23 protein-coding genes are annotated in these 26,319 nt (G+C 69.6%); 10 read left to right on the plus strand and 13 right to left on the minus strand.

The genetic code is table 11. The features are described 5' to 3' along the window. Positions 1–103 precede the first annotated feature (103 nt). Genes ACWDOP_RS31460 through ACWDOP_RS31470 form a run of 3 tightly spaced genes read right to left on the minus strand, consistent with a single transcriptional unit; the run spans position 104 to position 1,882 of the window. A complete protein-coding gene (locus tag ACWDOP_RS31460; RefSeq protein ID WP_456347958.1) occupies positions 104–1,054 on the minus strand; it encodes a M56 family metallopeptidase in 951 nt (316 codons plus the stop codon). After that, on the minus strand, positions 1,051–1,416 hold the full coding sequence (locus ACWDOP_RS31465) for a BlaI/MecI/CopY family transcriptional regulator (protein ID WP_456347959.1): 366 nt from the start codon (positions 1,414–1,416) through the stop codon (positions 1,051–1,053). Before ACWDOP_RS31465 ends, ACWDOP_RS31460 begins: the two co-directional genes overlap by 4 nt. Before the next feature lie 55 nt (positions 1,417–1,471). Further along, positions 1,472–1,882 (minus strand): ArsR/SmtB family transcription factor, encoded by a 411-nt coding sequence (locus tag ACWDOP_RS31470; RefSeq protein ID WP_456347960.1) that lies wholly within the window; start codon positions 1,880–1,882, stop codon positions 1,472–1,474. A gap of 95 nt (positions 1,883–1,977) precedes the next feature. On the opposite strand from ACWDOP_RS31470, the gene ACWDOP_RS31475 reads away from it, so the two are divergent. The 3 genes from ACWDOP_RS31475 (at position 1,978) to ACWDOP_RS31485 (ending at position 6,300) form a co-directional block, all read left to right on the plus strand. Then, on the plus strand, positions 1,978–3,933 hold the full coding sequence (locus ACWDOP_RS31475) for a heavy metal translocating P-type ATPase (protein WP_456347961.1): 1,956 nt from the start codon (positions 1,978–1,980) through the stop codon (positions 3,931–3,933). 145 nt (positions 3,934–4,078) lie between these two features. Further along, positions 4,079–5,692 (plus strand): FAD-binding oxidoreductase, encoded by a 1,614-nt coding sequence (locus ACWDOP_RS31480; RefSeq protein ID WP_456347962.1) that lies wholly within the window; start codon positions 4,079–4,081, stop codon positions 5,690–5,692. Further along, the gene (locus ACWDOP_RS31485) at positions 5,689–6,300 is read left to right on the plus strand and encodes a TetR/AcrR family transcriptional regulator (protein WP_456347963.1); all 612 of its coding nucleotides are present in this window, start codon (positions 5,689–5,691) and stop codon (positions 6,298–6,300) included. Before ACWDOP_RS31480 ends, ACWDOP_RS31485 begins: the two co-directional genes overlap by 4 nt. Before the next feature lie 53 nt (positions 6,301–6,353). On the opposite strand, the gene ACWDOP_RS31490 is transcribed toward ACWDOP_RS31485, so the two are convergent. Then, complete coding sequence (locus ACWDOP_RS31490) at positions 6,354–6,662, minus strand: hypothetical protein (RefSeq protein ID WP_456347964.1); 309 nt, start codon at positions 6,660–6,662, stop codon at positions 6,354–6,356. A gap of 549 nt (positions 6,663–7,211) precedes the next feature. Continuing rightward, complete coding sequence (locus ACWDOP_RS31495; RefSeq protein ID WP_456347965.1) at positions 7,212–8,072, minus strand: alpha/beta fold hydrolase; 861 nt, start codon at positions 8,070–8,072, stop codon at positions 7,212–7,214. Positions 8,073–8,235: 163 nt separating this feature from the next. Between ACWDOP_RS31495 and ACWDOP_RS31500 the strand changes: the two genes are divergently transcribed. Together ACWDOP_RS31500 and ACWDOP_RS31505 are read left to right on the plus strand one after the other, a co-directional pair. Further along, positions 8,236–8,775 (plus strand): ester cyclase, encoded by a 540-nt coding sequence (locus ACWDOP_RS31500; protein ID WP_456347966.1) that lies wholly within the window; start codon positions 8,236–8,238, stop codon positions 8,773–8,775. Between the two features lie 212 nt (positions 8,776–8,987). After that, positions 8,988–9,932: an SDR family oxidoreductase gene (locus ACWDOP_RS31505; protein WP_456347967.1), complete on the plus strand. Its 945-nt coding sequence runs from the start codon at positions 8,988–8,990 to the stop codon at positions 9,930–9,932. Positions 9,933–9,936: 4 nt separating this feature from the next. On the opposite strand, the gene ACWDOP_RS31510 is transcribed toward ACWDOP_RS31505, so the two are convergent. Beyond that, positions 9,937–11,001 (minus strand): AraC family transcriptional regulator, encoded by a 1,065-nt coding sequence (locus ACWDOP_RS31510; protein ID WP_456347968.1) that lies wholly within the window; start codon positions 10,999–11,001, stop codon positions 9,937–9,939. A 446-nt stretch (positions 11,002–11,447) separates the two neighbouring features. Here ACWDOP_RS31510 and ACWDOP_RS31515 point away from each other — a divergent pair, with 446 nt between their 5' ends. Further along, positions 11,448–13,430, plus strand: a complete 1,983-nt coding sequence (locus tag ACWDOP_RS31515) for a CocE/NonD family hydrolase (RefSeq protein ID WP_456347969.1) — start codon at positions 11,448–11,450, stop codon at positions 13,428–13,430. Positions 13,431–13,521: 91 nt separating this feature from the next. Next, the gene (locus ACWDOP_RS31520) at positions 13,522–14,955 is read left to right on the plus strand and encodes a lipase family protein (protein ID WP_456347970.1); all 1,434 of its coding nucleotides are present in this window, start codon (positions 13,522–13,524) and stop codon (positions 14,953–14,955) included. Positions 14,956–15,046: 91 nt separating this feature from the next. Here the strand turns inward: ACWDOP_RS31520 and ychF are convergent, their stop codons facing one another. Continuing rightward, positions 15,047–16,126: a redox-regulated ATPase YchF gene (gene ychF / locus ACWDOP_RS31525; RefSeq protein ID WP_456347971.1), complete on the minus strand. Its 1,080-nt coding sequence runs from the start codon at positions 16,124–16,126 to the stop codon at positions 15,047–15,049. Positions 16,127–16,435: 309 nt separating this feature from the next. Here ychF and ACWDOP_RS31530 point away from each other — a divergent pair, with 309 nt between their 5' ends. Continuing rightward, positions 16,436–17,878, plus strand: a complete 1,443-nt coding sequence (locus tag ACWDOP_RS31530; RefSeq protein WP_456347972.1) for a basic amino acid/polyamine antiporter — start codon at positions 16,436–16,438, stop codon at positions 17,876–17,878. Between the two features lie 12 nt (positions 17,879–17,890). Further along, positions 17,891–19,132: an arginine deiminase gene (locus tag ACWDOP_RS31535; RefSeq protein WP_456347973.1), complete on the plus strand. Its 1,242-nt coding sequence runs from the start codon at positions 17,891–17,893 to the stop codon at positions 19,130–19,132. Here ACWDOP_RS31535 and ACWDOP_RS31540 read toward each other — a convergent pair. The 3 genes from ACWDOP_RS31540 to ACWDOP_RS31550 form a co-directional block, all read right to left on the minus strand. Then, on the minus strand, positions 19,129–20,628 hold the full coding sequence (locus ACWDOP_RS31540) for a serine/threonine-protein kinase (protein WP_456347974.1): 1,500 nt from the start codon (positions 20,626–20,628) through the stop codon (positions 19,129–19,131). The two genes, ACWDOP_RS31535 and ACWDOP_RS31540, sit on opposite strands and share 4 nt — an antisense overlap. A 299-nt stretch (positions 20,629–20,927) precedes the next feature. Continuing rightward, positions 20,928–22,169, minus strand: a complete 1,242-nt coding sequence (locus tag ACWDOP_RS31545) for a GDSL-type esterase/lipase family protein (RefSeq protein WP_456347975.1) — start codon at positions 22,167–22,169, stop codon at positions 20,928–20,930. Positions 22,170–22,276: 107 nt separating this feature from the next. After that, positions 22,277–22,909, minus strand: a complete 633-nt coding sequence (locus ACWDOP_RS31550) for a TIGR03086 family metal-binding protein (protein WP_456347976.1) — start codon at positions 22,907–22,909, stop codon at positions 22,277–22,279. A gap of 108 nt (positions 22,910–23,017) precedes the next feature. On the opposite strand from ACWDOP_RS31550, the gene ACWDOP_RS31555 reads away from it, so the two are divergent. Next, positions 23,018–23,974 (plus strand): helix-turn-helix transcriptional regulator, encoded by a 957-nt coding sequence (locus ACWDOP_RS31555; protein ID WP_456347977.1) that lies wholly within the window; start codon positions 23,018–23,020, stop codon positions 23,972–23,974. On the opposite strand, the gene ACWDOP_RS31560 is transcribed toward ACWDOP_RS31555, so the two are convergent. The 3 genes from ACWDOP_RS31560 to ACWDOP_RS31570 form a co-directional block, all read right to left on the minus strand. Further along, positions 23,944–24,519: an HAD domain-containing protein gene (locus ACWDOP_RS31560; protein ID WP_456347978.1), complete on the minus strand. Its 576-nt coding sequence runs from the start codon at positions 24,517–24,519 to the stop codon at positions 23,944–23,946. The two genes, ACWDOP_RS31555 and ACWDOP_RS31560, sit on opposite strands and share 31 nt — an antisense overlap. Positions 24,520–24,623: 104 nt before the next feature. Beyond that, positions 24,624–25,436: a carbohydrate ABC transporter permease gene (locus ACWDOP_RS31565; RefSeq protein WP_456347979.1), complete on the minus strand. Its 813-nt coding sequence runs from the start codon at positions 25,434–25,436 to the stop codon at positions 24,624–24,626. Next, positions 25,433–26,311: a carbohydrate ABC transporter permease gene (locus ACWDOP_RS31570; RefSeq protein ID WP_456347988.1), complete on the minus strand. Its 879-nt coding sequence runs from the start codon at positions 26,309–26,311 to the stop codon at positions 25,433–25,435. The genes ACWDOP_RS31565 and ACWDOP_RS31570 overlap by 4 nt, the downstream gene beginning before the upstream one ends. Positions 26,312–26,319: the final 8 nt, after the last annotated feature.

Here is a 26,319-nt window from a genome sequence, read left to right on the forward strand (position 1 = left end):
CAATGAGCGCCGACGAGATCCGCACCCGTGACAATCGGACGCGGCCCGCATCGGCGCGCACCCGTGCGCCAAAATACTATGGAACATAGTTTTTTGTGGCCGATTACCCGGCCACGAGCAACACCAGCCCCGCACTGAGCCCCACCGCGAGCACCGAGGCGGCCGGGACCAGCAGCGTCGTCGCGAGCAGCAGCGCCGTCGCGGTCCGCCGGGAGGCCGACCGCGACTCCGGCGCGGCCGCAAGACATTCCAGCCGGGTCGACAGCTCGGCGTCGATCAATCCGAGTCGCGCGGCGGGCGTCGCGGACGCGTGCGCGGCGACGGTGTGCAGCGCGGTGTAGAGCGCCCGCGGATCGGTCGAGGCCGCCGCGCTGCGATCGGCGGCGAGTTCGAGCAGCGCGGCGATCGCGGCGGGCAGGGCCGCGAAGAGCGGAACCCACGAGAACGACCGCGCCAGAACGTGACACGCGCCGAGGATGTGGTGGTGACGGCCGCGCAGGTGCGCGCGCTCGTGCGCCAGCACCGCGTGCCACTGCGCGTCGGTCAGGCAGTGCGCGAGACCGTCGGTGACCACCACGTAGCCCCCGCGCCCGGCCACGCTGTACGCCAGGGGAACCGGGTGTTCGAGCCGCACCAGATTCGCGCCCGAGGGATCGGCCCGGCCGAGGATCTCGATGAGCTCTTCGTGCCTGCGCCGCTGGGCCGCCGCACGCCCGCGATGCCCGAGGGCGATGCGCGCCAGTTGCCCGGTCGGCACGAACACGCCGATCACCACCAGCGGCGTGATCAGCCCCGCCGTCCAGGTGACCACCAGCGGCTCGACCGCCGCCAGACTCTGCGCCACGCTGCCCGCGAACGCCTCGCCGGGCGGATCGCCCGGCCAGGCCAGTGCAATCAATATCATTGTGCCGCAACACATCACCGCACCGACCGCCCCGATCCAGGCCGCGATGCCGACACCCGGCGCGGCGCGGAAGTCGACGCGCGACAGCACCGCGGGCCCGCCGGCCGCCAGCGCGATGCCCGCCGCCAGCAGGGCGGTGATGACGATCATGGCCGCTGCTCGCCGCCGGAGAGTCCCTGCCGCAACGCTTCCACCTCGCGCGCGCTCGCGGTCCGTGCCAGATGCAGCAGCACAGCGGGGGCGTCGGGACTGTCGTCGAGGATCTCGCGCAGCAGGTCCGTGGTGGCCTCCGCGCGCGTGCGGCGCGGCCGGTACCGGTAGGACCGCCCCACCTTCTCCCGGACGACCCAGCCCTTCTCCCACAGGTGCGTCACCACGGTGAGCACCGTCGTGTACGCGGGCACCCGCTCCCCCGCGCTGAGCCCCGCCACCAGATCGTGCACGGTCAGCGCGTCCGCGCTCTCCCACAGCACACCCATGGCCTGCTTCTCGAGCGCTCCCAGCCCCTTCATCGCCCCTCGTTCGCTCCGGCCGTGGCGCCCGTCCGGGCGCCGCCAGCCCAACCTACTATTCGGCGTAGTTTTTCGGGCCGATACGGGCGCCGGGATCCGCTCCCGGGGCAGCGGTTTCGGGTTTCTCCGACAGCCCGAGCCGCAGATGCTCGCTGTGATAGATCGCCTCGTCGAGCAGCTGGGCGACGTGCTGGTCGTAGAGGCTGTAGATGATGCTGCGGCCGTTGCGGGCGCCGACGACCAGGCCGAGATTGCGCAGCAGGCGCAGCTGATGCGAGACCGCCGACTGCTCCATGCCGATCGCCTCGGCCAGTTCGCTCACCGGCAGCGGACCGTGCCGCAGTTCGGTGAGGATCAGCAGCCGGCTCGGGGTCGCGAGGGCCTGCAGGGTGTTGGCGACATGGGCGGCCGCGGCGGCGTCCAGCCGCACCGGGGGGCGGTCACGCCCGTCGACTCCGTGTCCCATGCCGGAGAGCTTAGTGTGCCACAACACATGAACACCTCTTCATATCTTCTGATATGTTGGCCGCGTTCCCCGCCCGTCCGATCCAGAGGTGACCGATGATCGCGCCGACGTCCACGCCGCGCCGCCCAGCACCGCCACCCGTCGCGATACGCCGCACCCGGCTCTTCGATCTCACCGAAACACGCTGGGCCGCAGCGGCTCTCGTACTCTTCGCACTCGGGCTCGGAGCCCAGCTGGCCGGAGCTCCCGCGTGGGTGTACTGGGCGGCGTACCTGACCTGCTACGCGGCGGGCGGCTGGGAACCCGGGCTGGCGGGGCTGCGGGCGCTGCGGGACCGGACCCTGGACGTGGATCTGCTCATGGTCGTGGCGGCGCTCGGCGCGGCCTCGATCGGGCAGATCACCGACGGCGCGCTGCTGATCGTCATCTTCGCCACCTCGGGGGCGCTGGAGGCGTTCGCCACCGCGCGCACCGAGGACTCGGTGCGCGGGCTGCTCGATCTCGCGCCGGAGACCGCGACCCGGCTGTCCCCGGCGGGCGCGGAACAGGTGGTGCGCGCGGCGGAGCTGGCGATCGGCGACATACTGGTGGTGCGGCCGGGTGAGCGAATTCCCGCGGACGCCACCGTGATCGGCGGCGGCAGCGAGGTCGATCAGGCCACCATCACCGGCGAACCGCTACCGGTCGACCGGACGATCGGCGACGAGGTGTTCGCCGGAACCCTCAACGGCACCGGCACTTTGCGACTGCGGGTGGATCGGCGGGCCGAGGACTGGGTGGTGGCGCGGATCGCCACGCTGGTGGAGACCGCGGGCCGTACCAAGGCCCGGACCCAGCTGTTCATCGAGAAGATCGAACAGCGGTATTCGGTGGGCATGGTGGTGGCGACCCTGGCCGTCTTCGCGATTCCCCTGCTGCTGGGCGACACCCTGCGGCGAGCCCTGTTGCGCGCCATGACCTTCATGATCGTCGCCTCACCGTGCGCGGTGGTGCTGGCGACCATGCCGCCGCTGCTGGCCGCCATCGCCACCGCCGGACGGCACGGCGTCCTGATCAAGTCGGCGGTGGTGCTCGAACAGCTGGGCGCCGTCTCACGGGTGGCGTTCGACAAGACCGGAACGCTCACGCGCGGCCTGCCGGAGCTGGTCGAGATCGTCTGCCTGGAAACAGGTTTCGAGGAATCGGAACTGCTGCGCCTGGCCGCGGCGGCGGAGCACCCGAGCGAGCACCCGCTGGCCGCCGCGATCGTGCGCGCTGCGCGGGCACGGGACATCACCCTTCCCGCCGCCGTGGACTTCGCCGCCCGCCCCGGTCGCGGAGTGTCGGCGCGGATCGACGATCGTCATATCGAGGTCGGCTCCCCCGCCACCCTGGACGATTCCGATCCGGCGGCGAAAACCGTTGCACGACTGCAGGACCGCGGGCTCACGGCGGTGGTGGTGACCCGCGACGGAACCCCCGTCGGCGTGCTCGCCCTCAGCGACGAGACCCGCCCGGAGGCCGCTGCCGCCGTCCGCGCCATCCGGACCGTGACCGGCCACGATCCGGTCCTGCTGACCGGCGACAATCACCCCGCCGCCCAGCGCCTGGCCGCCGAACTCGACATCACCGACGTCCGGGCGGACCTGCTCCCCGCGGACAAGGTGGCCGCGGTGCGCGAACTCCAGGCGAACGGCGACCACGTCGCGGTCATCGGCGACGGCATCAACGACGCCCCCGCCCTGGCGACCGCCACCGTCGGCATCGCCCTCGGCGGCGCGGGCACCGACCTGACCCTGCACGCCGCCGACGCCGTGATCGTCCGCGACAACCTGTCCACCATTCCCACCGCCATCGCCCTGGCCCGGCGGGCCCGGCGCGTGGTAATCGCCAACCTGGCGATCGCGGCCACCTGCATCGCCGTCCTGGTCGTCTGGGACCTCACCGCCACCCTCCCCCTGCCGCTCGGCGTGGCCGGGCACGAGGGCTCCACGATCCTGGTGGCGCTCAACGGCCTTCGCCTCCTGCGCACCGCCGCGTGGCACCGCGCCGCGAACGCTGCCCGGCCATGATGTCCCGGTCCGCGGGAAGATTCGACAGCGCTCGATCTCAGCGGCCCTCCGCTCGGCGAGCTCCGAGCGATTGCGACCCTTGTAATTGAATTCAGAGTAAATTACCTTCAGTTCAATTAATGGGCGGCAGCGAGAGGAGACGGCTGTGACGCGGTCGTGGTGGGGTTGGGGGAACGTCGAGGACGCGGTCACCGGCAAGGAGCGGGAGGCGCTCACGCGGCGGGTCACGGCCATCGCGCCGGACGCGGACCTCTCGGTGCACGAGGCGCCGGCGTTGCGCGAGCTGACCGTGGCCGAATCTCGTGTCCGAGCGCCGAAAGCGCTGGCGGAACTGGCTTCCCACGATCTCGGGGACCGGGTCGCGCACGGGCACGGCCAGGCCTTCCGGGATGTGGTGCGCACCCTGCTCGGACGCGTGGACAACGTGCCGGATCTGGTGGTGCGCCCGCGCACCGAACAGGATGTGGTCGACGTCCTGGACTGGTGCACCACCGCCGGGATCGCCGTGATCCCCTTCGGCGGCGGGACGTCGGTGGTGGGCGGGGTCGAACCGCGCGGCACCGCCGACTACGCCGGCGTCGTCTCGCTGGATCTGGGTGCGCTGAACCGCGTCCTGGAGGTCGACCACACCAGCCGGGCCGCGCGTATTCAAGCGGGCATGCTCGGCCCGGCCCTGGAGCAGGCGCTCAAAACCGAGGGCCTGACCCTGCGGCACTTCCCGCAATCGTTCGAGTTCTCCACCCTCGGCGGCTGGCTGGCGACCCGCGCGGGCGGGCACTTCGCCACGGTCTACACCCATATCGACGACATGGTCGAGTCGATGCGGGTGGTGACGCCGGTCGGAACCAGCGAATCGCGCCGGCTGCCCGGTTCGGGTGCGGGGCCGTCGCCGGACCGCATGTTCCTGGGGTCCGAGGGCGTGCTCGGCGTGATCACCGAGGCGTGGATGCGCGTCCAGGTGCGACCGCGCTGGCGAGCCGGGGCCTCGGTGCTGTTCGACGACTATTCCGCCGCGGTCGCCGCGACCCGGACCATCGCCCAGTCCGGGCTCTTCCCGGCGAACTGCCGCCTGCTCGACCCGATGGAGGCCTTCCTCAACGCGGGTACGCCGACATCCGGCGGCGTGCTCGTGCTCGGTTTCGAATCGGCGGATCACCCGGTGGACGCGGCGCTGTCGCGCGCCGTGCAGATCTGCCACGACCACGGCGGCCGCACCCCCGACGGCGTGAGTTCCTCGGACTCGGAACAGGATTCGGCTCGCACCGGCGCGGCGGACACCTGGCGATCGTCCTTCCTGCGGATGCCGTACCAGCGCGACGCCCTCGCCGCGCAGTCGATGATCGTGGAAACCTTCGAAACCGCCTGCACCTGGGACCGTTTCGACGAACTGCGGGCCGCGGTCGGCGACGCGGCCACCCGGGTCTTCGAGGCTCTCGGCATCACCGGCGTGGTGACCTGCCGCTTCACCCACGTCTACCCCGACGGTCCCGCACCGTACTTCGGCATCTACGCCGCCGGGCAGTGGGGCCGGACGGTGGAACAGTGGGACGAGATCAAAGCCGCTGTGTCCGAGGCACTCTCGTCCGCGGGCGGCACCATCACCCACCATCACGCCGTCGGTCGCGACCACCGCCCGTGGTACGACACCCAGCGCCCGGACCCGTTCGCGGTCGCCCTGCGCGCGTCGAAGGCGGCCCTGGATCCCGCCGGAATCCTCAACCCCGGCGTCCTGATCGACCCCGCGACACCGGCGCGATGAGCACCGTGGGCCGCGCCGGGACCAAGGGCGTACCGCGCGAACAGCGCGAACAGCAGATTCTCGACATCGCCACGAGCGAGTTCGGTGATCGCGGCTACGCCAACGCCTCCGTCGCCGACATCGCGACCGCGGCCGGGGTCTCCAAGCCCCTCATCTACACCTACTTCGGCTCGCGCGACGGCCTGCACGCCGCCTGCGTGCGGCGCGCCGGTGAGAGCCTCGTGGCGGCGGTCGCCGACGCCCAGGTCGTGCCGGGCGCGCACGGCAAGGCGCTGGCGACCCTCGCCGGCATCTTCGCGGCGCTGGACGGCCGCACCCAGAACTGGCGGATCATCTACGACACCACGCTGCCCCGCCCGAGCGAGGCGTACGACCGCGCCCACGGCTATCAGCGCGCCCTCAACACGATGGGTTCGGAGGGCGTCACCGAAGTGCTGCACGGTGCGGGCGTGTCCGCGCCGCAGGATCACTCGCTCCTGCTGGCCTGGTGGTTCAGCATCGTCTCCACCACCATCACCTGGTGGCGCGATCATCCCGGCTATTCGCCGGAGGAGATGACCGAGCACTGTCTGCGCGTGTTCACCGCCATCCGCCAATCCCCGCTGTAGACGCGGGTCGGCGGGTATCGGGGATTGCGGACGGCGGTGCGAACGCCGCGGCACTAGGCCGTATCCGCCGTCCCCTGCCCCGCGGAATCCACCAGGCCGTTCGACCACCTGGCGTAGGTGGCGAAGGGATTCACGGTGATCACGTCGGTCACCTGGATCAGATGCGCGGGCACGACGCCGTCCTGGAAGTGCTCGATACCCGGCACGAACACCGCTTCCGCCCGGGTCCGCGCGATGGTGGCCTTCAAACCGGCCAGTGGCCGGTCACTGCAACGCCCGTCCACCACAATCATTTTCGCGAAGTCGTACCCGAGCCTGCGGGCACGGCTCCGAATCTGCTCCTCGTCCCAAGCCTGCTGCACCCGGGAGACATCACTCCGAATGTAGCCAAGCGCTGTCGGTCGAAAATTCACGGCTGTTCCTCCGCTCCTGATCGCCTTGCTCGATAAGCGACTCGGCCCGGGAACCGCGCACCCGCACCGAGCGCCGATAGCCGGCACACGCCTGCAGCAGTAAGGGGGTTTCCCGAATCACGCCCACCGAAACAGATCCCGCGAATTGCCAGCACACTTCCCCGCCGATGTCGGAGGATAGTCCCGAATCGGGCTGCCGGGCGGGATTGTCCGGGCGCGACACGCTCGCGGAATGCGATACGCAAGGCGGAAACCGCCGAAGCGTCCGATTAATCCGGTTCTCTGCCGCAACGACTTTCGTCTCCGCGAGGTGTCGGCGCAGCTCACCCCGGGTGTGCCGGGCAGCGGTACCGGATGCGGCTTCCCCGCATCGTCACGGCGCGAGCCGAGACGCCCGATAACGGCACCGAACGCCGAGCGAGGTCGCGGCGACTCCGATCGCCCGCGTTCCGAACCCGCCGGTCGGCCTCGAGCACACTTCGAGCTTTCCCGCGCCGGTCAGAGATTCTCGCCGGCGAACCACTCGAGGACGGCGGTGTTGACCGCGCCCGGCTGTTCCACCTGGAGGAAGTGACCGGCCTCGGCGATGACCGCTCCGCGCGAGCCCGGGGGCAGGTGATTCTCGATCTCGGGATCGATCGCCTCGAGGCCCAGGCAGCCGTCGTTCGCGCCGTGCAGGTAGAGGGTGGGCACCTTGCTCGCGGTAAGGGGCTGCGCGGCAGTGGTTCCCGGGCGGCGGGCCGGTTTCAGCATGGTGCGGTAGTAGCCGAGGGCGGCGGCGATGTTCTCGGGGGCGCGCAGGGCTTCGAAGACGGGCGTCAGATCCTCGGTGTGGCCGGGTGACCAGTCGCGCCACAGGCCGGCGATGAAATCGGGCGTGAGGACCGATTCGGCCAGTGGCGTCTGGAACAGGAAGATGTAGAAGGATCGCTTCAGCTGCTCGTACCCGAGGAATCCGGCGCGCAGGGCCGTGGTCGGGGGCATGGACATCGTCACGGCGCGGCGCCAGCGCTCCGGCGCGGCCGCGATCGCGCCGTACACCGCGGGCGCGCCCCAATCATGGCCGACGAGAACGGCATCCGGGCCACCGCCGAGCGCCGCGTGCAGCGCGTTGGCGTCCGACGCCAGGGCCCCGGCCTGGTACGCGCCGTCGGCGGGCACCCCGGTCGGCGCGTATCCCCGGGTATACGGCGCGATCACGCGGTATCCCGCCCCGGCGAGCGCCCCCGACAGATGCCGCCACGAGTGCGGCGTATCCGGAAAACCGTGCAGCAGCAGCGCCAGCGGACCACCGGCGGGACCGGCCGAGTGGTAGGCGAATTCCAGCCCGTTCGCCTCGACCGTCGCGATCTCGTTCACGCCTTCACCGTAGGCGACGAACGGGTCCCGACGGGTCGCCGACGGCGCCCCAGCGCGCGGGCTCGCGCGCTACCGAATCGATGGCGGGATCGAACGCGACGGGTGGTTCGACCGATATCTCCTGGGGACACAGGCCGACACGCTCCGGATTGCGAGGTCCCGCATGGACATCACCGCCCCGACCACCGCCGAATTCGCACGGGCACTGGCGATTCGCTCGGTGCGCATCATGGCCGACGGCGAACTCGCCGACTTCGACGCGGTCATCCACCCCGAGGCGACCAACCGGGAGGCCGCCGCCGAGCCGCCGGACACGCGAGGGCGGGGTCCAGCGGCCTACTACGCGACGGCGCTGTGGCTGCGCTCGGCGTACTCGGAGCTGCGGCACACCGTCGAGTCCGCGGTCGTGGAGGGGGACCTGGTCGCCCTGCACACCACCATGCACGGCCGGCACACCGGACCGTTCGTGACCTACGGCGCCGACGGGAGCGTGGAGCAGGTCTTCCCGCCGACCGGGAAGACTTTCGCTGTGACGCAGTCACATTGGCTGCGGATCGCGGACGGCAAGGTGATCGAGCACTGGGCCAATCGGGACGATCTCGGTCAGGCGGTACAGCTCGGGTGGGTGCCGCCGACGCCGGGATATCTGCTGCGGATGGCGCGTGCCAAGCGTAAGGCGCAGCGGGAGAACGACGTTCGCTGAGACAGCGATTCCAGACCTCGAGTGACCGGTGGGCGGCGCCACGTTCCTCGTCCGTGACGGCCCCGCCGGGTCGTGGCGAACCTCCGGCCACGCTCCCCCGAAACACCGGGTTGGGCTCGGCGTTGTGACGACACGGGCGGCCGACGCGCGGGATGCCTCTATGTTGAAGAGGCTTTCGACGTACCGGGGACCCATACACGAGGAGCGAAGAAATGCCGCGCACGCCCATCGACATCACCGTTCCCGATCTGTCCGGGAAGCGCGCCGTCGTCACCGGCGGCAGCGACGGGATCGGCCTCGGCATCGCCACCCGGCTCGCTGCCGCAGGCGCCGAAGTACTGCTGCCCGTGCGTAATCCGGACAAGGGCGCGGCGGCCGTCGCGACGATCGAGCGGACCGCGCCCGGGGCGAAGGTCTCGCTGTACCGGCTCGACCTGTCCGCACTGGATTCGGTGGCCGAGCTCGGCGAGACCCTGCTGCGCGAGGATCGCCCGATCCACCTCCTGATCAACAACGCCGGGGTGATGACGCCGCCGAACCGGCAGACCACCGCCGACGGGTTCGAACTCCAATTCGGCACCAACCATCTAGGCCACTTCGCCCTGGTCGCCCGCCTGCTGCCACTGCTGCGCGCCGGCCGGGCCCGGGTCACCTCGCAGATCAGCGTCTCGGCGAACCGGGGCGCGATCAACTGGCAGGACCCGAACTGGGAGAACTCCTACAGCGGCCAGAACGCCTACAGCCAATCCAAGATCGCCCTGGGCCTTTTCGGCCTCGAACTCGACCGCCGCGCCCGCGAGAACGACTGGTCGATAACGAGCAATCTCGCCCACCCCGGTGTGGCCCCCACCAACCTACTGGCCGCCCGTCCCGAGGTGGGCCGCGACCGCGACACCCTCGGCGTCCGCGTGATCCGCGCCCTGTCGGCCCGGGGCATCCTCCTCGGCACCGTCGAGACCGCCCAACTCCCCGCCCTCTACGCCGCGACCGCCCCCGACGCCCGCGGCGGCCGCCTGTACGGCCCGAAGGGCCCCGGCCACCTGGGCGGCGCACCCGCCGAACAGAAGCTCTACTCCCGGCTCCGCAGTCCGGAGGACGCCCGCCGGATCTGGCAGCTGTCGGAGAAGCTGACCGGCGTGAGCTTTTCCGGGGACTGACCGCTCAGCCTTCCTCGCGCGCCACCGGCCGGACGCGAATCGCCGTGGGCACGCCGTGCCGCGCCCGGGCCGAGCTGCGGATCCGCTGGGGTGTGGTGCCGAACCAGCGGCGCACCACCCGGGTCAGGGCCGACTGCTCGCGCAGCCCGGCCAGCGCGGTGATCCGGCTCATCGGCAGGTCGGTCTCGCACAGCAGCCGGTAGACGGTGTCGCGGCGGGTGATGTCCAGGACCTCGTTGAAGGTGGTGCCCTCGGCGGCCAGCGCGCGCTGCAGGGTGCGCTCGTGCATGATCAGCGCCCGCGCCACGGTGCCGATATCGGGTTTGGCCGTGGTGATCACCTGCTCGATCGCGATACGGACGCGCGAGCTCATGGTGTGGTCCAGGGCGGGGAAATTCCTGGTCAGGTAGTCCACGGACATGGCGCGCAGGGTCTGGTCGCTGCCCGCGATGGGACGGGCGGGCAGCTCGCGGGGTAGCCGGAAAACCGTGTACTCGGACTCGAAAACCACCGGCGCGCCGAAATATTCGGTGTACAGCTGCACGGGTGCGAGCGGCGGATGCGGCAGGTGAATGGAGAGCAGTCCGTAGTTCGCGCCCGCCATCTGACACAGATTCTTGTGAATCGTGCCCGCGGACAGACCGACGCCCTGCGCGAAACCGGTCGCGGCGGCGGTATCCCGGTATTGCAGGCCGATGACCTCGGGCCGGCCTTCCGGGTCATCGATCAGGCGTAGCGAGATCCCGCTGTTGTGTGTGAACACGAAGCGCGCGGCGAAATCGAAGGCGTCCCCGATCGTCTCGGCGTTGGCCACCGCCACCGCCAGCGGACCGAGGACCGCGGTGTCCTGACGCGCGGCCAGCCGCAGGCCGAAATCCGGGCAACCCAGCTCGGTGGCGGCGGCTTCCAGCGCCCAGCCGATCGACTCGGCCGGGATGATCGCGGCGTCGTCGGCGACCGCGGCGGGGGAAATTCCGAAGCGGGTCAGCAGCGCCGCGCCGTCACCGCCCAACTCGTCGACGAGGGCCGGATAGTCGCGCAGGCCGGCGGCTCGTGCCGTGGTCACCATGTGTGGATCGCCTTTCCCGCGGGGGCGGCCGGATACCTCCCCATGGCTACTAGCGAGTAAAGACGCTAATGCAGATCGGCGATCCACCGCAATGCTCCGAACGTTTCCGGGAACGGGAAAAGCGCGCTTCCCTATTCACCAGGGCACGGGGGCGAAAAATATTGTCGCCGTGGGATAAATAGCCGTCCACAGGCTTCTGACCAGGCGATTGCCCGATCGATGCGTAAAGCGACCGGTTGCCGTTCCGATGTGGCCCGCATTACAGTCCCTACCCGCCGGTAACTCGTCATCGGCCGATGCGGCCGAACTCCGGAAAACGTTGATGTTTCGGATTTTCCGAATGAATGTGGAGCGATATGAAATCGAGGGTGGGGGCACGATTGTTCGCCAGAAATGCGAGCGTGGTCGTTATCGGCGTGGCCGTGGCGACCCTATTCATCCGTCCGGTGGCAACCGCCGAGCCCGAATTCACCGGGATCGACGGCGGGCGGTACGCGGCCGCCTGGACCGCGGCGGTCGATGGGCCGCAACCGTATGCCGAGATCATTCCGGACCTGGCGCAACCGGTCACCCTGAGCGACGGAACGGTGATCAAACTCGATGTCACCCGCCCCGGCAGCGGCGGGCGGGCCATCGACGCCAGGCTGCCGACGATCGTCGAGTTCGAGACCTACAGCAAGGTCGCGATCAACCTGGCGTCGGCGCTGCTGCAGGTGCCCGGCGTGGACGACGTGCTACTGCCCTGGATCGGGTCCATCAGCGCGCCGCCCGGATCCGGGCTCGAGGGCCTCACCGATCTGAGTCAGCAGTTGCGTTCGGGGGCGGTGCAAACCTTCCTGCACAACTTCGACCTGGTCAAAGCCGGGTACAACATGGTGCACGTCGACATCCGCGGAACCGGGACGTCCCAGGGCAAGTGGCAGATGTTCGGCGATCAGGAGCGGCAGGACGCGGCCGAGATCATCGACTGGATCACCGCGCAGCCCTGGAGCGACGGCGGCGTGGCGGTGAAGGGCACCTCCGCCACCGGCATCGCCGCCCTGCGCGCCGCCGACCGCGGCAACCCGGCCATCAAGGCCGTCTTCAGCTACATCGGCAGCGGCGACCTGGTGAACGACATCGTGGCCCCGGGCGGCGCTGTCGGTTTCGGCTTCGCGGCCTTCTGGCCGATGGTGGTGAACCTGGCCAAGTTCGCACCCGACGTCGAGTCGATCATCGCGGGCAGATTCGATCCCGCGCAGCAGCTGAAGTGGTTGCAGGACAGGCTCGCCGACCCGTTGACCATGGTCGACGTCGTCGCCAACGCCTACACGGCGATGAACACCGGCCAGCTCACCGCGGGAACGCGGGATCTGATGGATCCGGATTCGGATCTGCGCCGGGGACTGAAGGCCGACAGCGCGAACGTCACCGCGCCGACCTTCATGGTCAGCGGCTGGTGGGATCTGTTCGGCAGCACGCCCACCGACACCTACCGGGCGCTGCCGCAGACCCCGGACCGCAAGAAGCTGGTCGTCGGCGAGGGCTTCCACGCGGGTGCGGGCGTCAAGGGCTTCGGTGATCCGGGCATGCCGCCGCGACTGGATGTGCTGCAGCGCGCGTGGTTCGACAGGTGGCTCAAGGGCATCGACAACGGCATCGACCGGTTCAGCCCGCTCACACTGTTGCAGCAGGGCGGCGGATGGATCGCCTCGGACGCCCTACCGTCCGCCGAAACCGGTTACCGCCGTATGTATTTGAACGATGAGGTTTCCGGCACCGCGAACTCGCTGTACGACGGCGGGCTGTCCGGCGAGCCCCGGCAGGGCGGCGTGCGCGATCTGACGGTAGCGCCCGGGGTGCTCGGGGTGTGCTCGCGTGACACCGCGCGCATCCTGGCGGGCGTGCCCTCGATCGTCATGGCCTGCGGCGAGGATTCGCGCATCTGGGAGAACAATGGCCTCAGCTTCACCAGCGCGCCCGTCACCCGGCCGACGGTGATCTCCGGTCCCGTCAGCGCACACCTCAACACCGTGCTCGATCAGCCGGACGGGTACTGGGTCGTCACCGTGAACGACGTGTCGCCCGACGGCCGTTCGCGCGAGCTCACCTCGGGCCAGCTGGTGGCGTCGCTGCGTCAGATCGACGAATCCCGCAGCACGAGAACGGCCGACGGCGACTACACCCGGCCCGTGTATCACATCGATCTCGACCGGCGAGAGCTCGTGACACCCGGTGAGCCGCTGGTGCTCGACATCGCATTGGATCCCACCGAGGCGGTGCTGCAGCCCGGGCACCGGTTGCGCGTCGACGTGTACGCGAGCAACTTCCCGAAGGGCCTGCCGCCCATGCCGATTCTCGTCGACAGCAAGCTCGCACCGCAGCATCTGCGCCTGGATCCGGAGGCGCCCAGCTGGGTGAATATCGCACTGAGCGAACCGATTTCGTAGCAGACCGACAGATTTTCCCCGGCACCGCGCATCGCATGGGGTATGCGCGGCGCCGGGGTTCCCACCCGTGTTCGAATCACTCGGAAGAACGATGCAGACTCATCACACCGCCCGCGCGCGCCGGCCGTTCGCCGCCCTCATCCGTTCGGCGACGGTCTCGGCCGCGCTCGTGCTGGCCGGCGTCCACGGCCCGGCCGGAGTTCCGGTTGCCGTCGCCGATCCGGCCGCCGATCCGCTCACCATTCAGCCCGATTCCGCCGAACCCGTTGCCGCACAGGTGGGACCGATCGACCACTTCTACGATCCACCCGCAGGATACGAATCGACCACGCCCGGAACGATTCTCGCCAGCCGATCGGTTCCGGTCGACGTGGCGCCGTCCGTTCCGATCGCGGTCGGCGCGTGGCAGTTGCTCTACCGCACCACCGATTCCGACGGGAATCCCTACGCGGCGGTGACCACCGTGCTGGTCCCGGCAGGCGGATCCGGGCCGCGTCCGCTGCTGTCGGTGCAGGTGGCCTACGACGCCGTGCAGCGCGTGTGCATGCCGTCCTACCAGCTGACCGCGAACGACGCGTCCTCGCCGCCGCCGGGCGAGGCCCTGCAGGTCGCGGCCGCGCTGGATCGTGGCTGGGCGGTGTCGATTCCGGATCCGGGCGGCATCGACAACCGCTTCCTCACCCCGCGCGTCATGGGATACACGGTGCTGGACGGGATTCGGGCCGCACAGGCTTTCGCGCCCCTCGGCCTGGACGGCGCGGCCACCCGCACCGCCTTGACCGGGTACTCGGGCGGGGGCGTCGGCACCAGCTGGGCCGCCGAGATGCACCCGTCCTACGCCCCGGAGCTGAACATCGTGGGTGCGGTGCTCGGTGCACCTGTACCGGATCTCGCCGCGGCGATGCACTCGGTCAGCGGCCGCGTCTCCGGCGGCCTGATCGCCATGGGCGTCGCGGCGCTGCTGCACGACTCCCCCGAGTTCTCCGCCGCGCTCGATCCGTACCTGAAGCCGCACGCCCGCGCGGTTCTCGCCGCCGCGGGCCGCGACTGCGTCTCCACGACCGTCGCGAAGAACCTCTTTGTGACTCACTCCGACCTGCTGACGGTCCCCCTCGATCAGGTGCTCGCCGACCCGGTGATCCGCGCGGTCATCGCCGAACGCGCCCGCGGAACCGCGACGCCCACAACGCCCCTGTACGTGGTGAACGCCGTCCACGACGAGGTGAGCCCGATCCGGTCGGTCGACGACCTGGTCGCCCGCTACTGCGCCGGCGGCGCGTCGGTGACCTACGTCCGCGACGACCTCCCCGACCTGGTGAGCAATCACAGCATCGAGGCCCTGACCTCCACCGGCGGCACGTTCACCTGGCTCGACCACGCCCTGGCCTCGGATATCCCCGCCCGACCCGCCTGCACCACGACGACCGTCCCCTCCACCCTGATCGACGGGTCCTGGTCGACCCAGCTCTCCCCCCTCGCCCAGGCCCTGGCCCGCACCCTCCTGGGACAGGCTCTGGGACAGTAACTTCCGGCCGAACCCCGTGTGAACGACCGAGCCCCACCCGGAAAACCGGGTGGGGCTCGGTATAGCCGTGCGGGCGCGACCCCGCGAAAACCTAGACGTTGAAGCGGAACTCGACCACGTCGCCGTCGACCATCACGTAATCCTTGCCTTCGATCCGGACCTTGCCGGCGGCCTTGGCGGCGGCCATCGAGCCGGCCTCGACGAGGTCCTTGTAGGCGACGATCTCGGCCTTGATGAAGCCGCGTTCGAAGTCGGTGTGGATCACGCCGGCCGCCTTGGGGGCGGTGTCGCCCTGGTGAATCGTCCAGGCGCGGGACTCCTTCGGGCCCGCGGTCAGGTAGGTCTGCAGGCCGAGGGTGTGGAAGCCGGCGCGGGCCAGGGCGTGCAGGCCGGGCTCGGACTGGCCGATCGACTCCAGCAACTCCAGGGCCGACTCGTCGTCGAGCTCGATCAGCTCGGACTCGATCTTGGCGTCCAGGAACACCGCGTCGGCAGGGGCGACCGCCGCCTTCAGCTCGGCCTTGCGGGCCTCGTCGGTCAGCACCGCCTCGTCGGCGTTGAAGACGTAGAGGAACGGCTTGATCGTCAGCAGCGACAGTTCCTTGAGCAGCTCGACATCGAGCTCCTTCTGGGCCGCGAACAGGGTGCGGCCGCTGTTCAGAATGTCCTGCGCCTGCTTGGCGGCATCGGCGACCGGCTTGCGGTCCTTCTTGATGCGCGCTTCCTTGTCCAGGCGGACGACCGCCTTCTCCAAGGTCTGCATGTCGGCCAGGATCAGCTCGGTCTCGATGACCTCGATATCGGCCAGCGGATCGACCTTGCCGTCCACGTGCACCACGTCATCGTCGGCGAACACGCGCACGACCTGGCAGATGGCGTCGGCCTCACGGATGTTGGCCAGGAACTTGTTGCCCAGGCCCTCGCCCTCGGAGGCGCCCTTCACGATGCCCGCGATATCGACGAAGGTCACCACGGCGGGCAGCTGCCGCTCGGAACCGAAGATCTCCGCGAGCACCCCCAAGCGCGGATCCGGCAGCGGCACCACACCGGTGTTCGGCTCGATGGTCGCGAACGGGTAGTTCGCCGCCAGCACGTCGTTGCGGGTCAGCGCGTTGAACAGCGTCGACTTTCCGACGTTGGGCAGGCCGACGATTCCGAGGGTGAGACTCACGAGAAAGAGAGCTTACCTGCGCACTCACCACCCGGACACGCCGGGCGGCGCGGACGGCCCGGGCCGCGGGCGCGGCGGGCGCCGCACGACCGGACGCCCCGCGCGCGAGGGCACACCCGCCGGTGTCGGCACCGCAAAGAGTTCATTGATTGCCTGTAATTTGCGATTCCGATGTGCAATGGTCGATTTGCCGCATGAGAACAGCTATGCAACTGATGAAGACGCCGCACCGTAGATAGCCGATAAGTCGCGGTGAGTGTCCGCCGCTCCCGGGCACGGGAGCCGGCCGCCGGTCGAAGGGATGCAGCCTTGGCCACGAAGACCCACCACACCCCCGCCAAAACCATGCCGCTGCTCACCCTGTCGGCCATGGTGGTCGGCTCGATGGTCGGCGCGGGCGTGTTCTCGCTGCCGCGCAACTTCGGCCAGGCCACCGGCGGTTTCGGCGCGATCATCGCCTGGACCATCGCGGGCACCGGCATGTTCACCCTCGCCCTGGTCTTCCAGAGCCTCGCGGTCCGCAAACCCGATCTCGACGCGGGCGTCTACGCGTACGCCAAGGCCGGGTTCGGCGAATACCTCGGCTTCATCTCGGCGTTCGGCTACTGGGCCAGCGCGTGCGTGGGCAACGTCTCCTACTGGGTGCTGATCAAGTCGACCCTCGGTCAGGTGCTGCCCATCTTCGGCGAGGGCAATACCGTGCCCGCGGTCCTGCTGTCCACGGTCTTCATCTGGGCCTTCCACTTCACCGTGCTGCGCGGCGTGCAGGAGGCCGCGACCATCAACAAGATCGTGACGATCGCGAAGATCGTGCCCATCCTGGTCTTCGTCATCGTGCTGCTGTTCTACTTCGACCCCGGGGTGTTCGCCGACAACTTCTGGGGCGGCGACGGCTACACCGAATCGCTGTTCAGCCAGGTGCGCGCCACCATGCTGATCACAGTGTTCGTCTTCCTCGGCATCGAGGGCGCGAGCGTGTATTCCCGCTACGCCCGCAGCCGCGCGGACATCGGCCGGGCCACGATTCTCGGATTCCTCAGCGTGCTGGCGGTTTTCGCCTCCGTCACCATGGTGTCCTTCGGCATCGTGCCGCGCGAGGAACTGTCGGGCATGCAGCAGCCCTCGATGTCGCCGGTCTTCGAATCCGCGGTCGGCCCGTGGGGCGCGTGGTTCATCAGCATCGGGCTGATCGTCTCGGTACTGGGCGCGTACCTCGCCTGGACACTGATGGCCGCGGAAGTGCTGTTCGTCGCCGCCGAGGACGACGACATGCCCTCGTTCCTGGCCCGGGTCAACGCCAATCGGGTGCCGGTCGTGGCGGTGACCTTCACGACCGTGCTGATCCAGCTGGTCCTGCTCACCACCCTGTTCTCCGACGACGCCTTCACCTTCACGCTCAAGCTCAGCAGCGCGCTGTCGCTGGTGCCGTATCTGCTGGCGGCGGCGTACGCGCTGAAACTGGCGGGCACCCGCGAGACCTACGACGAGATCCGCCCGCAGGACCGCAACCGGGAACTGTTCATCGCGGGCGTCGCGACGTTCTATACCGCCTTCATGATCCTGGTCGCCGGACTCGAATTCGTCCTGCTGTCCTTCATCATCTACGCCCCGGGCACCGTCCTGTTCATCCTCTCGCGCCGTGAGCGTGGCGAAAAGCTGTTCAGCCCGGCGGAATCGGTGCTGTTCGCCATCACCGTGCTCGGCGCGATCGCCGCGATCATCGCCCTGGCCACCGGTTTGATATCCATCTGAGGAGACCGAATCATGAACAGCCCGACAGCATTCGGCGTGCACTCCGAGGTGGGCGCCCTGCGCAAGGTCCTGGTCTGCGCCCCCGGCCTGGCCCACGACCGGCTCACCCCGTCCAATTGCGACGACCTGCTCTTCGACGACGTGCTGTGGGTGCAGAACGCCAAGCGCGACCACCTCGACTTCGTCACCAAGATGCGCGATCGCGGCATCGAGGTCGTGGAACTGCACGAGGTACTGGCCGCCACCCTGGCGATCCCCGAGGCCCGCGCCTGGCTGCTCGACCGCACCATCACCGTGAACCAGGTCGGACTCGGCCTGGTGGACGAGGTGCGCTCGTACCTGGCCGAACTGAGCGACCGGGACCTCGCGGTGTACCTCATCGGCGGTATGGCGGTCGCGGACCTGCCCGGTGAATACGCCGCCGGATACCGCGCGCTGGCCCGCGAACAGGCCGGGGTGCGCGAATACCTGCTGCCGCCGCTGCCGAACACGCTGTACACCCGCGACACCACCTGCTGGATCTACGGCGGCGTCACGCTCAATCCGCTGTATTGGCCCGCACGCCATGACGAAACGCTGCTGATGAAGGCGATCTATACTTTCCACCCCGACTTCACCGGCGCGCGAATCTGGTGGGGAGACCCCGAAAAAGACTGGGGCAACGCCACTCTCGAGGGCGGCGACGTCATGCCGATCGGCAACGGCGCGGTACTGATCGGCATGAGCGAACGCTCCTCACGACAGGCCGTGGCCCAGCTGGCCAAGGTCCTGTTCGACAGCGGCGCCGCGACCCGGGTCATCGCCGCCGGCATGCCCAAACTGCGCTCGGCCATGCACCTTGACACCGTCTTCACCTTCGCCGATCGCGACCTGGTAACCGCGTATCCCGATGTGGTGGACGGGATTCACACGTTCTCACTGCGGCCGGGGGATACCGCGGCGGGCGTCGAGGTCACCGAGGAGACGTCGTCGTTCCTGGACGTCGTGGCGGACGCGCTGAACCTCGCGACGCTGCGCGTGGTGGAGACCGGCGGCGGCTACTACGCCAATCAACGCCAGCAGTGGGACAGCGGCAACAATCTGGTCGCGGCCGAACCCGGGGTGGTGTTCGCGTACGACCGCAACACGCACACCAACACCGAGCTGCGGCGACAGGGCGTCGAGGTCATCACCATCGTCGGCGCCGAACTCGGGCGCGGGCGCGGCGGCGGGCACTGCATGACCTGCCCCATCGCCCGCGACCCGCTCGACTAGTCCAGCCGGGTCGTCTTCCACCACGCGACGATGTCGGGCTTGTCGCTCGAGGAACGCGGGCGCGAGTACATCAGGAAGGGCGCGCGATCATCGGTGTCCAGGAAGACGGTGACGATCGATTCACCCCAGTACGACTTCACGCGATAGTTCACGTACGAGGTGCCGCGGTTGTCCTCGGTGAACCTGGTGGCGGGGTCGAGCAGGGCGGTCACCGCGCGCACGTCGTCGGCCGAGCGATAGGCGTAGAAGCGGAAGGTCGGGTCCTTGTAGCTGCCGCCGCCGTCGCACTCCCACTGCGCGGTCCAGCGGCCCACGTCCAGGCCGTCGTCGCTGTCCGACGGGCGGTCCTTGGGCTCGTAGCTCTTGCAGGTGGCGGCGTTGAAGCCTTCCTTGCGTCCCTTGTCGACCGGCACCATGCGCGGGAACGCCTCCCACAGCGCGTCCAGGTCGCCGGCCGAGGTCTGATTGCCCGCGGCGCCCCGGTCCATGAAGAACAGGCCCGCGGCCACCGCCAGGACGACGGCGAGCACCGCGGCGCCGATGCCCGCGAACAGCCCGCGGCGCGAACGGCGCGGCGCGGGCGCGCTCGGCGGCGCGATCACCCGCGTCTGTTCCGCGCGCGCCGGTGCGCCGGTGAACGGCACGGTCGCGGTCGCGTCGATCCCGTCGGCCAGCGCCCGCCGCGCCGCCGCGGCGAACTCCGCACAGGATCCGAACCGATCCTGCGGCCGTTTGGCCATGGCCCGCGCCAGCACCCGGTGCAGCGCGACCGGCAGATCCGGCCGGATCGCGGACAGGGACGGCGGCTGCTCGTACAGGTGCCCCTGCATCACCACGGCCGGATGATCGGACTCGTACGGACCGACCCCGGTCAGCAACCGAAACATCGTGCACGCCAGCGAGTATTGATCGGCCCGGGCGTCGAGCTGCTCGCCGGAGAGCTGCTCGGGCGACGCGTAAGCCAAAGTGGCGGTGAAGGTTCCGGTGCGCGTCAGATGCCCGGCGTCATCGCGCAGGCGCGCGATTCCGAAGTCGGTCAGCAGCACTCGTTCGGGCCGCCCGTTCGCGGACTGCTCCAGCAGAATGTTCGCGGGCTTGATGTCGCGATGCAGGACGCCGCGGCTGTGCGCGTGATCCAGCGCTTCGGCCACCTCCGAGACGATGCGCACCGCGCGGTCGGCGGTCATCTCGTGATCGGGAACCGCCGAGGCGTCCGGGCCGTCCACGTACTGCATGGAGATCCACAGCTGTTCACCCTCGGCGCCGCGATCGTAGATCGCCACGATGTTGGGATGATCCAGCCGCGCCACGAGTTCGGCTTCCCGATCGAAACGGGCCCGGCTCTCCGGATCGGAGAACAGGTGCCGATTCAGCACTTTCAGCGCAGTCAATCGCGGCAGGCGCGGATGCCGGGCCAGGAACACCGAACCCATGCCGCCGCGACCCAGCTCGCCTTCGACCACATACTCGGCGAAAACCTCACCGCTGCGCAGCATCTTCGAACTCCCGCATTCCCCGACAGCAAATCCCGCGGCGCGCGACAGGCCCTCGGCCTCGAGATCGTTGCGGCGCGGCCCGCACCGGACAACATAACCGGAATCGGTGGCGGGTGTTCACCCGCGTCCACGCCGACTCGGCCGGGCACCGCTGCTACGCCGCGGTCGGTCACCGCCGCACCAACAAGGTCCGGTACCGCCGGAACGGCTCGGTTCGGCACCGCCGCAACAACTTGGCCCGACACCGCCGCAACAGCGTGGGCCCGCCGCACAGCTCGGTCCCGCAGCGCCGCGACCGCTCAGTCGAGCACCGCCGCGACGGCCGCCGCCATGGCCGCGTGACCGGCGTCGTTGGGGTGCAGGTGATCACCGATGTCGTAGACCGCGGCGAGCCGGTCGGTGGCGGCGGGATCGGCCAGCACGGTCGCGATGTCGGCGACCGCGTCGTACTCGCCGGAGCCGAGGATCCAGTCGTTGACCGCCCGGCGCACCCCCTCGCGTTCGAGATATCTGGCCCGGTCCCCGCTGTCGAAGGTGGAGCGGCCGACCGGTGCGATGGTCGCCCCGATCACCCGCAGACCCGCGGCCCGCGCCTGGGCGATGAGGCCCCGCAGGCCCTCGATCACCTGGTCGGCGGTCAGGCCACCGGTCAACGGTCCCAGCGCCAGGTTCGCGCCACCGACCCAGATGTCGTTGATGCCCTGCAGGATCACCACGGTGCCGACCCCGGGACGCGCGATCACGTCGCGCTGGAATCGGGTCAACCCGCCTTCACCGAGCCACTGCGAATCGGCGATGACGCAGTTGCCGTTGATGCCGAGATTGAGCACCGCGCGCCGGCGGTCCTGGGCGAGCAGGAGTTCGGCCAGCTGATCGGGATAGGCGTTGTGCTCGTCGCGGGTGGATCCGACGCCCTCGGTGAAGGAATCCCCGAACAGCGCGACCGCGGGCCGGTGCGGGTGCGAGTCGGCGACCTCGACCGCGTCCAGGTAGTAGAAGGAGGTGGAGGTGACCGCGAAGGCGTCGCCGGGGCCGTCGGCGCGGTGGTCGTCCCAGGCCAGGTACGCGGTATTCGGGGTCAGCGCGTGGTAGGTGGCCGGACCGGTGGCCTCGGCGAAATACAGTGTGACCGTGAGCGCTTCGAGCGCGGCGACGGGGAGGGCGACCGGATCGGTCACGGCCTCGGCCCCGGCGTCGATCCGGAAGGTGAACTCGCGCCCGATGGTCAAGGGCTGCAGGCTTTCCGGGTACAGGGCGGCGCCGCCCGCGCTGCGGGCGATGGTCCCCCCGGTGACCACCAGCGGCCGATCGCCGAATCGGTTCGACAGTCGCAGCCGCAGGGTCGAGCCCCCGGCGCTGACCCGAATCACCTGTCGCACAGATTGATTCCCGAATCCGGAAGTGGACCAGTTGAAACTGTCGCCGGGCCGCTGGGTCGCGGTGGTCCACACCGCCTGCCACTCGAAGGCGGGCGGGGGTGCGGCGGCTCCGGCTCCGGTGAGCAGGAGGAGCGCTCCGAGGATGACGGCGGCGATGCGCACGGCGGGGATTCCCTTCGTCGGCTGCGTGCCGCCCGGGCGGGTCCAGCAAGACCACTCGCTGGCCCGCCCACCAAGTTACCGTCGGGTAGGCGCATTCTGCCAGTAGTTCAGGCGCGCGGGTCGCGGCCGAGGTACTCCAGCAGCTCGTCCACCACCGGGGTGGCGCTCGGCGTACCGGGCTCGACGATGTCCGCGAACACGCCGTACTGGCGCAGCGGCTCGATCAGCCCGCGGGCCGCGGTGAGCAGGTGCCCGGCGATCTCGTCGGTGAGCGGGGACGGCTGACCGGTGGCGATGGCGATGTCCCAGGCGTGCACCGCCGCGTCCATGGCGCACAGGACACCGGCCACGGGGGTCGGCAGATCGCCGAAGGGCAGCGGGGTGGGCACGGCCTCGGTGTCGTCGGAGACGGTCGCCCACGCGGTGGCGGTCTCATCCACGGCGGCCGCGATCAGCTTGGCCGGGGTGCCCTCGATCGCGCCGGACGGGGAGAAGGGGTCGTAGGCCGGGCCGGCGCCGATGCCGAGCGCCGAGGCGTAGGCCAGCTGATCCCCGGCGGCGTGCTGAACCACCTGCGTCACAGTCCATTCCGAGCAGGGGGTGGCCAGCTGCCACTGGTCGTCGGCGACGCCGGCGACCGCGTCGGTCAGCGCCCGGTAGGAGGTGGCGAGCACCTCGCGCCAGACGGGGGCGAGGGCGGCGGCGGGGGTGTTGTTCGCGGTGTTCTCGGTGGCGTTCATTGTCTTGCCTCTCAGTTCGTTTCGGTCGTTTCGATCCGTTGAGATAAAGGTATGAGGCAATTAGGCTTGTTTTCTTCCTAATAGATCCGCCGACCGAAAGCTGACAATGTGACCTCCACCACAACCCGGTTGCTGCGCCTGCTCTCCCTGCTGCAGAACGGCACGCATACCGGCCGTGAGCTGGCCGAACGCCTGGCCGTCACCGATCGCACGCTGCGCCAGGACATCGCCAGGCTGCGCGAACTCGGCTATCCGGTGCACGCCGAACGGGGCGCGGTGGGTGGATATCGCCTGGGGCAGGGCGCGACCATGCCGCCCCTGCTGCTCGACGACGAGGAAGCGGTGGCCATCGCCGTCGCCATGGGCCTCACCGCCAAGGGCAGCACCGGCGTCGCCGACATCGACGCCACCCTCGCGCGCGCCCTGGCGAAGATGGAACGCATCCTCCCGAAACGCCTGCAGCGCAAGGTGACCGCGCTCCGCACCGCCACCGACGTCGGTCCGGCGGTCATCGGCTCCCGCGAACCCGAGGCGCCGGTCCCCGCCGAAACCCTGGCCACCGTCGCCACCGCCATCCGCGCCGCTCGCACCCTGCGCGCGGACGGCGTCGAGTACGAGCCCTACCGCCTGATCAGCGCCACGCGCCGCTGGTTCCTGGTGGCCTACAACCTGCACACCCACACCTGGCGAGCGCTGCCGGTGGCGTCCATCGGGGAACTCGCGCCCGGCGACCGGCCCTTCGCCCCGCGCCCGCTGCCCCAGCAGGACCTGGTCGGCTTCGTGCTGCGCGAGGTCTCGCTCTCGGGCTGGAAGGTGCACGCCGAGGTCACCGTGCTGCAGCCCGCCGCGACGGTGATCGCCCGCATCAATCCGGCGGTGGGCATCGTCGAGCCGCTGACCGAGCACACCTGCCGCCTGCTGACGGGGGCGGACGCGCTGGAGACCATCGCGATCTACCTGAGCATGCTGATGATGGACTTCCGGGTGGACGGGCCGCCCGAACTGGTGGCGCACCTGCGCACTCTGGCCCGGCGCTACAGCGAGTCGACTCCGTCGGAACAGTGATCGAGCAGAAATTCCCTGGCCACATCGACATCGGCTGCCGAGAGGCCCACGGTCGGGTCGATCGGGATGATGCGGGTCGGGGCGATGTCGGCGGAGCGGCCGATGGCCCAGTCCTCGTCCAGCGGCTGAAACTGGTCATCGAACCAGACCAGTGGCCGCCGGCCCGCCCAGGAATCTATGCCGCGAATCTTGGCGTGGTGGCCGCCGGAGTGCTGGAAGGCGCTGCCCGCGAAGCGGATCACCTCGAGTTCGGGCAACCCGAGCACCGGACCGAGCAGCCGATTGGCCTCGTCTTCCCACAGCGTCGCCCACACCAGGTCGGCACCGGTCTCGGCAGCGAGTTCGAGCAGCTGCGCACCGTGCCCGGGATCCAGCCACACCGTGCGGTTCTCGGCGGGACGACCGGGAAATATAGTGGGACGCAACAGGTGCGGCCGGTAGGTCGCGGAGCGGGGCCGGTCGCAGTCGGCGAACGGATTCAGCGGGCCGTCCACGTCCAGCAGAATCGCGGGTTGGATCGGTGCGGGTTCGATCGGCTCGAACATGTGCTCTCCCCACCGGCCCGGACGCCGTGCCGGGCCCTGACGACGAATCGGCCTGCCAATCATGGGGCAGCGCCCCGTCCCACACCAGCGAAATACGCACGGCCTCAGCGACCGCCGAGGCCGGACATGGCGATGCCGCGCACGAAGGCGCGCTGGGTCACGGCGTAGAGCAGCAGCAGGGGCAGCAGGATCACCATCGCCGCCGCCATCAGCAGGGGCCAGTCGGTGGAGTACTGGCCCTGCAGCCGGACCAGGCCGAGGGTGGCGGTCGCGTAGTCGTTGCGCTGGATCATGATCAGGGGCCAGAGGAAGTCGTTCCACACGGTGATCCAGGTCAGCACGGCCAGGACCATGACGGCGGGGCGGGCGTGCGGGAGCAGGACGCGCCAGTAGATCTGCCAGGGGGTGCAGCCGTCGAGGGTGGCGGCCTCCTCCAATTCCACGGGGAGCGTCAGGAAGAACTGGCGCATGAGATAGGTCCCGAAGGCGCTGCCGAACAGGCCGGGCACGATCATCGCCCAGGGCGTGTCCATCCAGCCGAACGCACGCATGAGCAGGAACTGCGGGATGACGGTGACGGTCAGCGGAACCATGAGCGTCCCGAGGTAGGCCAGGAACACCGCGTCGCGGCCCGGGAAGCGCAGGCGGGCGAACGCGTACCCGGCCAGCGAGCAGAAGAAGACCTGACCCGCGGTGACGCAGGCGGCGTAGACGGCGGTGTTCGCCAGCATGCGGCCGAGCGGGATGACATCGAAAACGTCCGTGTAGTTGGACCATCGGGGACGCGCGGGCAGCGCGGCGGGGTCGGCCAGTTCGCCGTCGGACTTCAGCGAGGTCGTCAGCGCCCACAGGACGGGGGCCAGCGCCGACCAGGCCACCGCGATCAGGGCTAGGTAGATCAGCAACGCCCGCTTCACAGTTCGGCCTCGGCGCGGCGCGAGAAGCGCAGCTGAATCAGGGTCAGGGCCAGCAGGATGGCGAAGACCACCCAGGCCAGCGCCGAGGCGTAGCCGACCTCGTAGAAGCGGAAAGCGTTCTGGAACAGCATGATTCCCAGGACATACGTGCCCGTTTCCGGCCCGCCGTTACTGCCGGTCAGGGCGTACGCCTGATCGAAGGCCTGCACCGAATTGATGACGGTGATGACGAAGACGAACGAGAGCGCGCCGCGAATCAGCGGCACGGTGATGGACCGAAAACGGCGCAGCGCTCCCGCACCGTCGATTCGCGCTGCCTCGTACAGGTTCTCGGGCACCCCCTGCATGGCGGCCAGCAGGATCACCGTCGCGAACGGCACGCTCTTCCACACCGTGACCAGGCTCAGGGTCACCAGCGCCCACCCCGGCTCGGTCAGCCACGGCACCGGTCCGAGCCCCACCCACCCCAGCACCAGGTTCGCGAGCCCGTCGTTGCTGGCGAAGATGAACCGGAAGACGACGGCCATGGCAACGGTGGACGCCACCAGCGGCAGGAACGCGATAGTACGAAACACCCCGATACCGGCCAGCTTCCGATTCAGCAGCGCGGCGATGACCAGACTGATCACCACCGTCGGCACCAGGGTCAGGACGGTGAAGACCGCCGAATTGCGCAGCGCGATATAGAACAGCGGGTCCTGAGAGAACAGCTTCCGATAGTTGTCCACACCCACGAACCGCGGCGCGCTGAACAGATCCCAGGAGTGGAAGCTCAGGTAGAGCGAAAACCCCAGCGGGAAAAGCAGAAACACGGCCACCGCCGCGAGGTTGGGCGCGATGAACAACGCTCCTGCTCGTGCCCGCCGCCGGGCCAGCCCCGGGC

The organism is Nocardia sp. NPDC003693 (assembly GCF_053981095.1).

Excerpts from the sequence above, each read along its gene's own strand:
- ACWDOP_RS31540 (WP_456347974.1), bottom strand. The coding sequence starts at position 20,628 with ATGCTGCGCAGCGGTGAGGTTTTCGCCGAGTATGTGGTCGAAGGCGAG.
- ACWDOP_RS31465 (WP_456347959.1), bottom strand. The coding sequence starts at position 1,416 with ATGAAGGGGCTGGGAGCGCTCGAGAAGCAGGCCATGGGTGTGCTGTGG.
- ACWDOP_RS31485 (WP_456347963.1), top strand. The coding sequence starts at position 5,689 with ATGAGCACCGTGGGCCGCGCCGGGACCAAGGGCGTACCGCGCGAACAG.
- ACWDOP_RS31470 (WP_456347960.1), bottom strand. The coding sequence starts at position 1,882 with ATGGGACACGGAGTCGACGGGCGTGACCGCCCCCCGGTGCGGCTGGAC.
- ACWDOP_RS31475 (WP_456347961.1), top strand. The coding sequence starts at position 1,978 with ATGATCGCGCCGACGTCCACGCCGCGCCGCCCAGCACCGCCACCCGTC.
- ACWDOP_RS31500 (WP_456347966.1), top strand. The coding sequence starts at position 8,236 with ATGGACATCACCGCCCCGACCACCGCCGAATTCGCACGGGCACTGGCG.
- ACWDOP_RS31535 (WP_456347973.1), top strand. The coding sequence starts at position 17,891 with ATGAACAGCCCGACAGCATTCGGCGTGCACTCCGAGGTGGGCGCCCTG.
- ACWDOP_RS31560 (WP_456347978.1), bottom strand. The coding sequence starts at position 24,519 with ATGTTCGAGCCGATCGAACCCGCACCGATCCAACCCGCGATTCTGCTG.
- ACWDOP_RS31510 (WP_456347968.1), bottom strand. The coding sequence starts at position 11,001 with ATGGTGACCACGGCACGAGCCGCCGGCCTGCGCGACTATCCGGCCCTC.
- ACWDOP_RS31520 (WP_456347970.1), top strand. The coding sequence starts at position 13,522 with ATGCAGACTCATCACACCGCCCGCGCGCGCCGGCCGTTCGCCGCCCTC.
- ACWDOP_RS31550 (WP_456347976.1), bottom strand. The coding sequence starts at position 22,909 with ATGAACGCCACCGAGAACACCGCGAACAACACCCCCGCCGCCGCCCTC.
- ACWDOP_RS31505 (WP_456347967.1), top strand. The coding sequence starts at position 8,988 with ATGCCGCGCACGCCCATCGACATCACCGTTCCCGATCTGTCCGGGAAG.
- ACWDOP_RS31460 (WP_456347958.1), bottom strand. The coding sequence starts at position 1,054 with ATGATCGTCATCACCGCCCTGCTGGCGGCGGGCATCGCGCTGGCGGCC.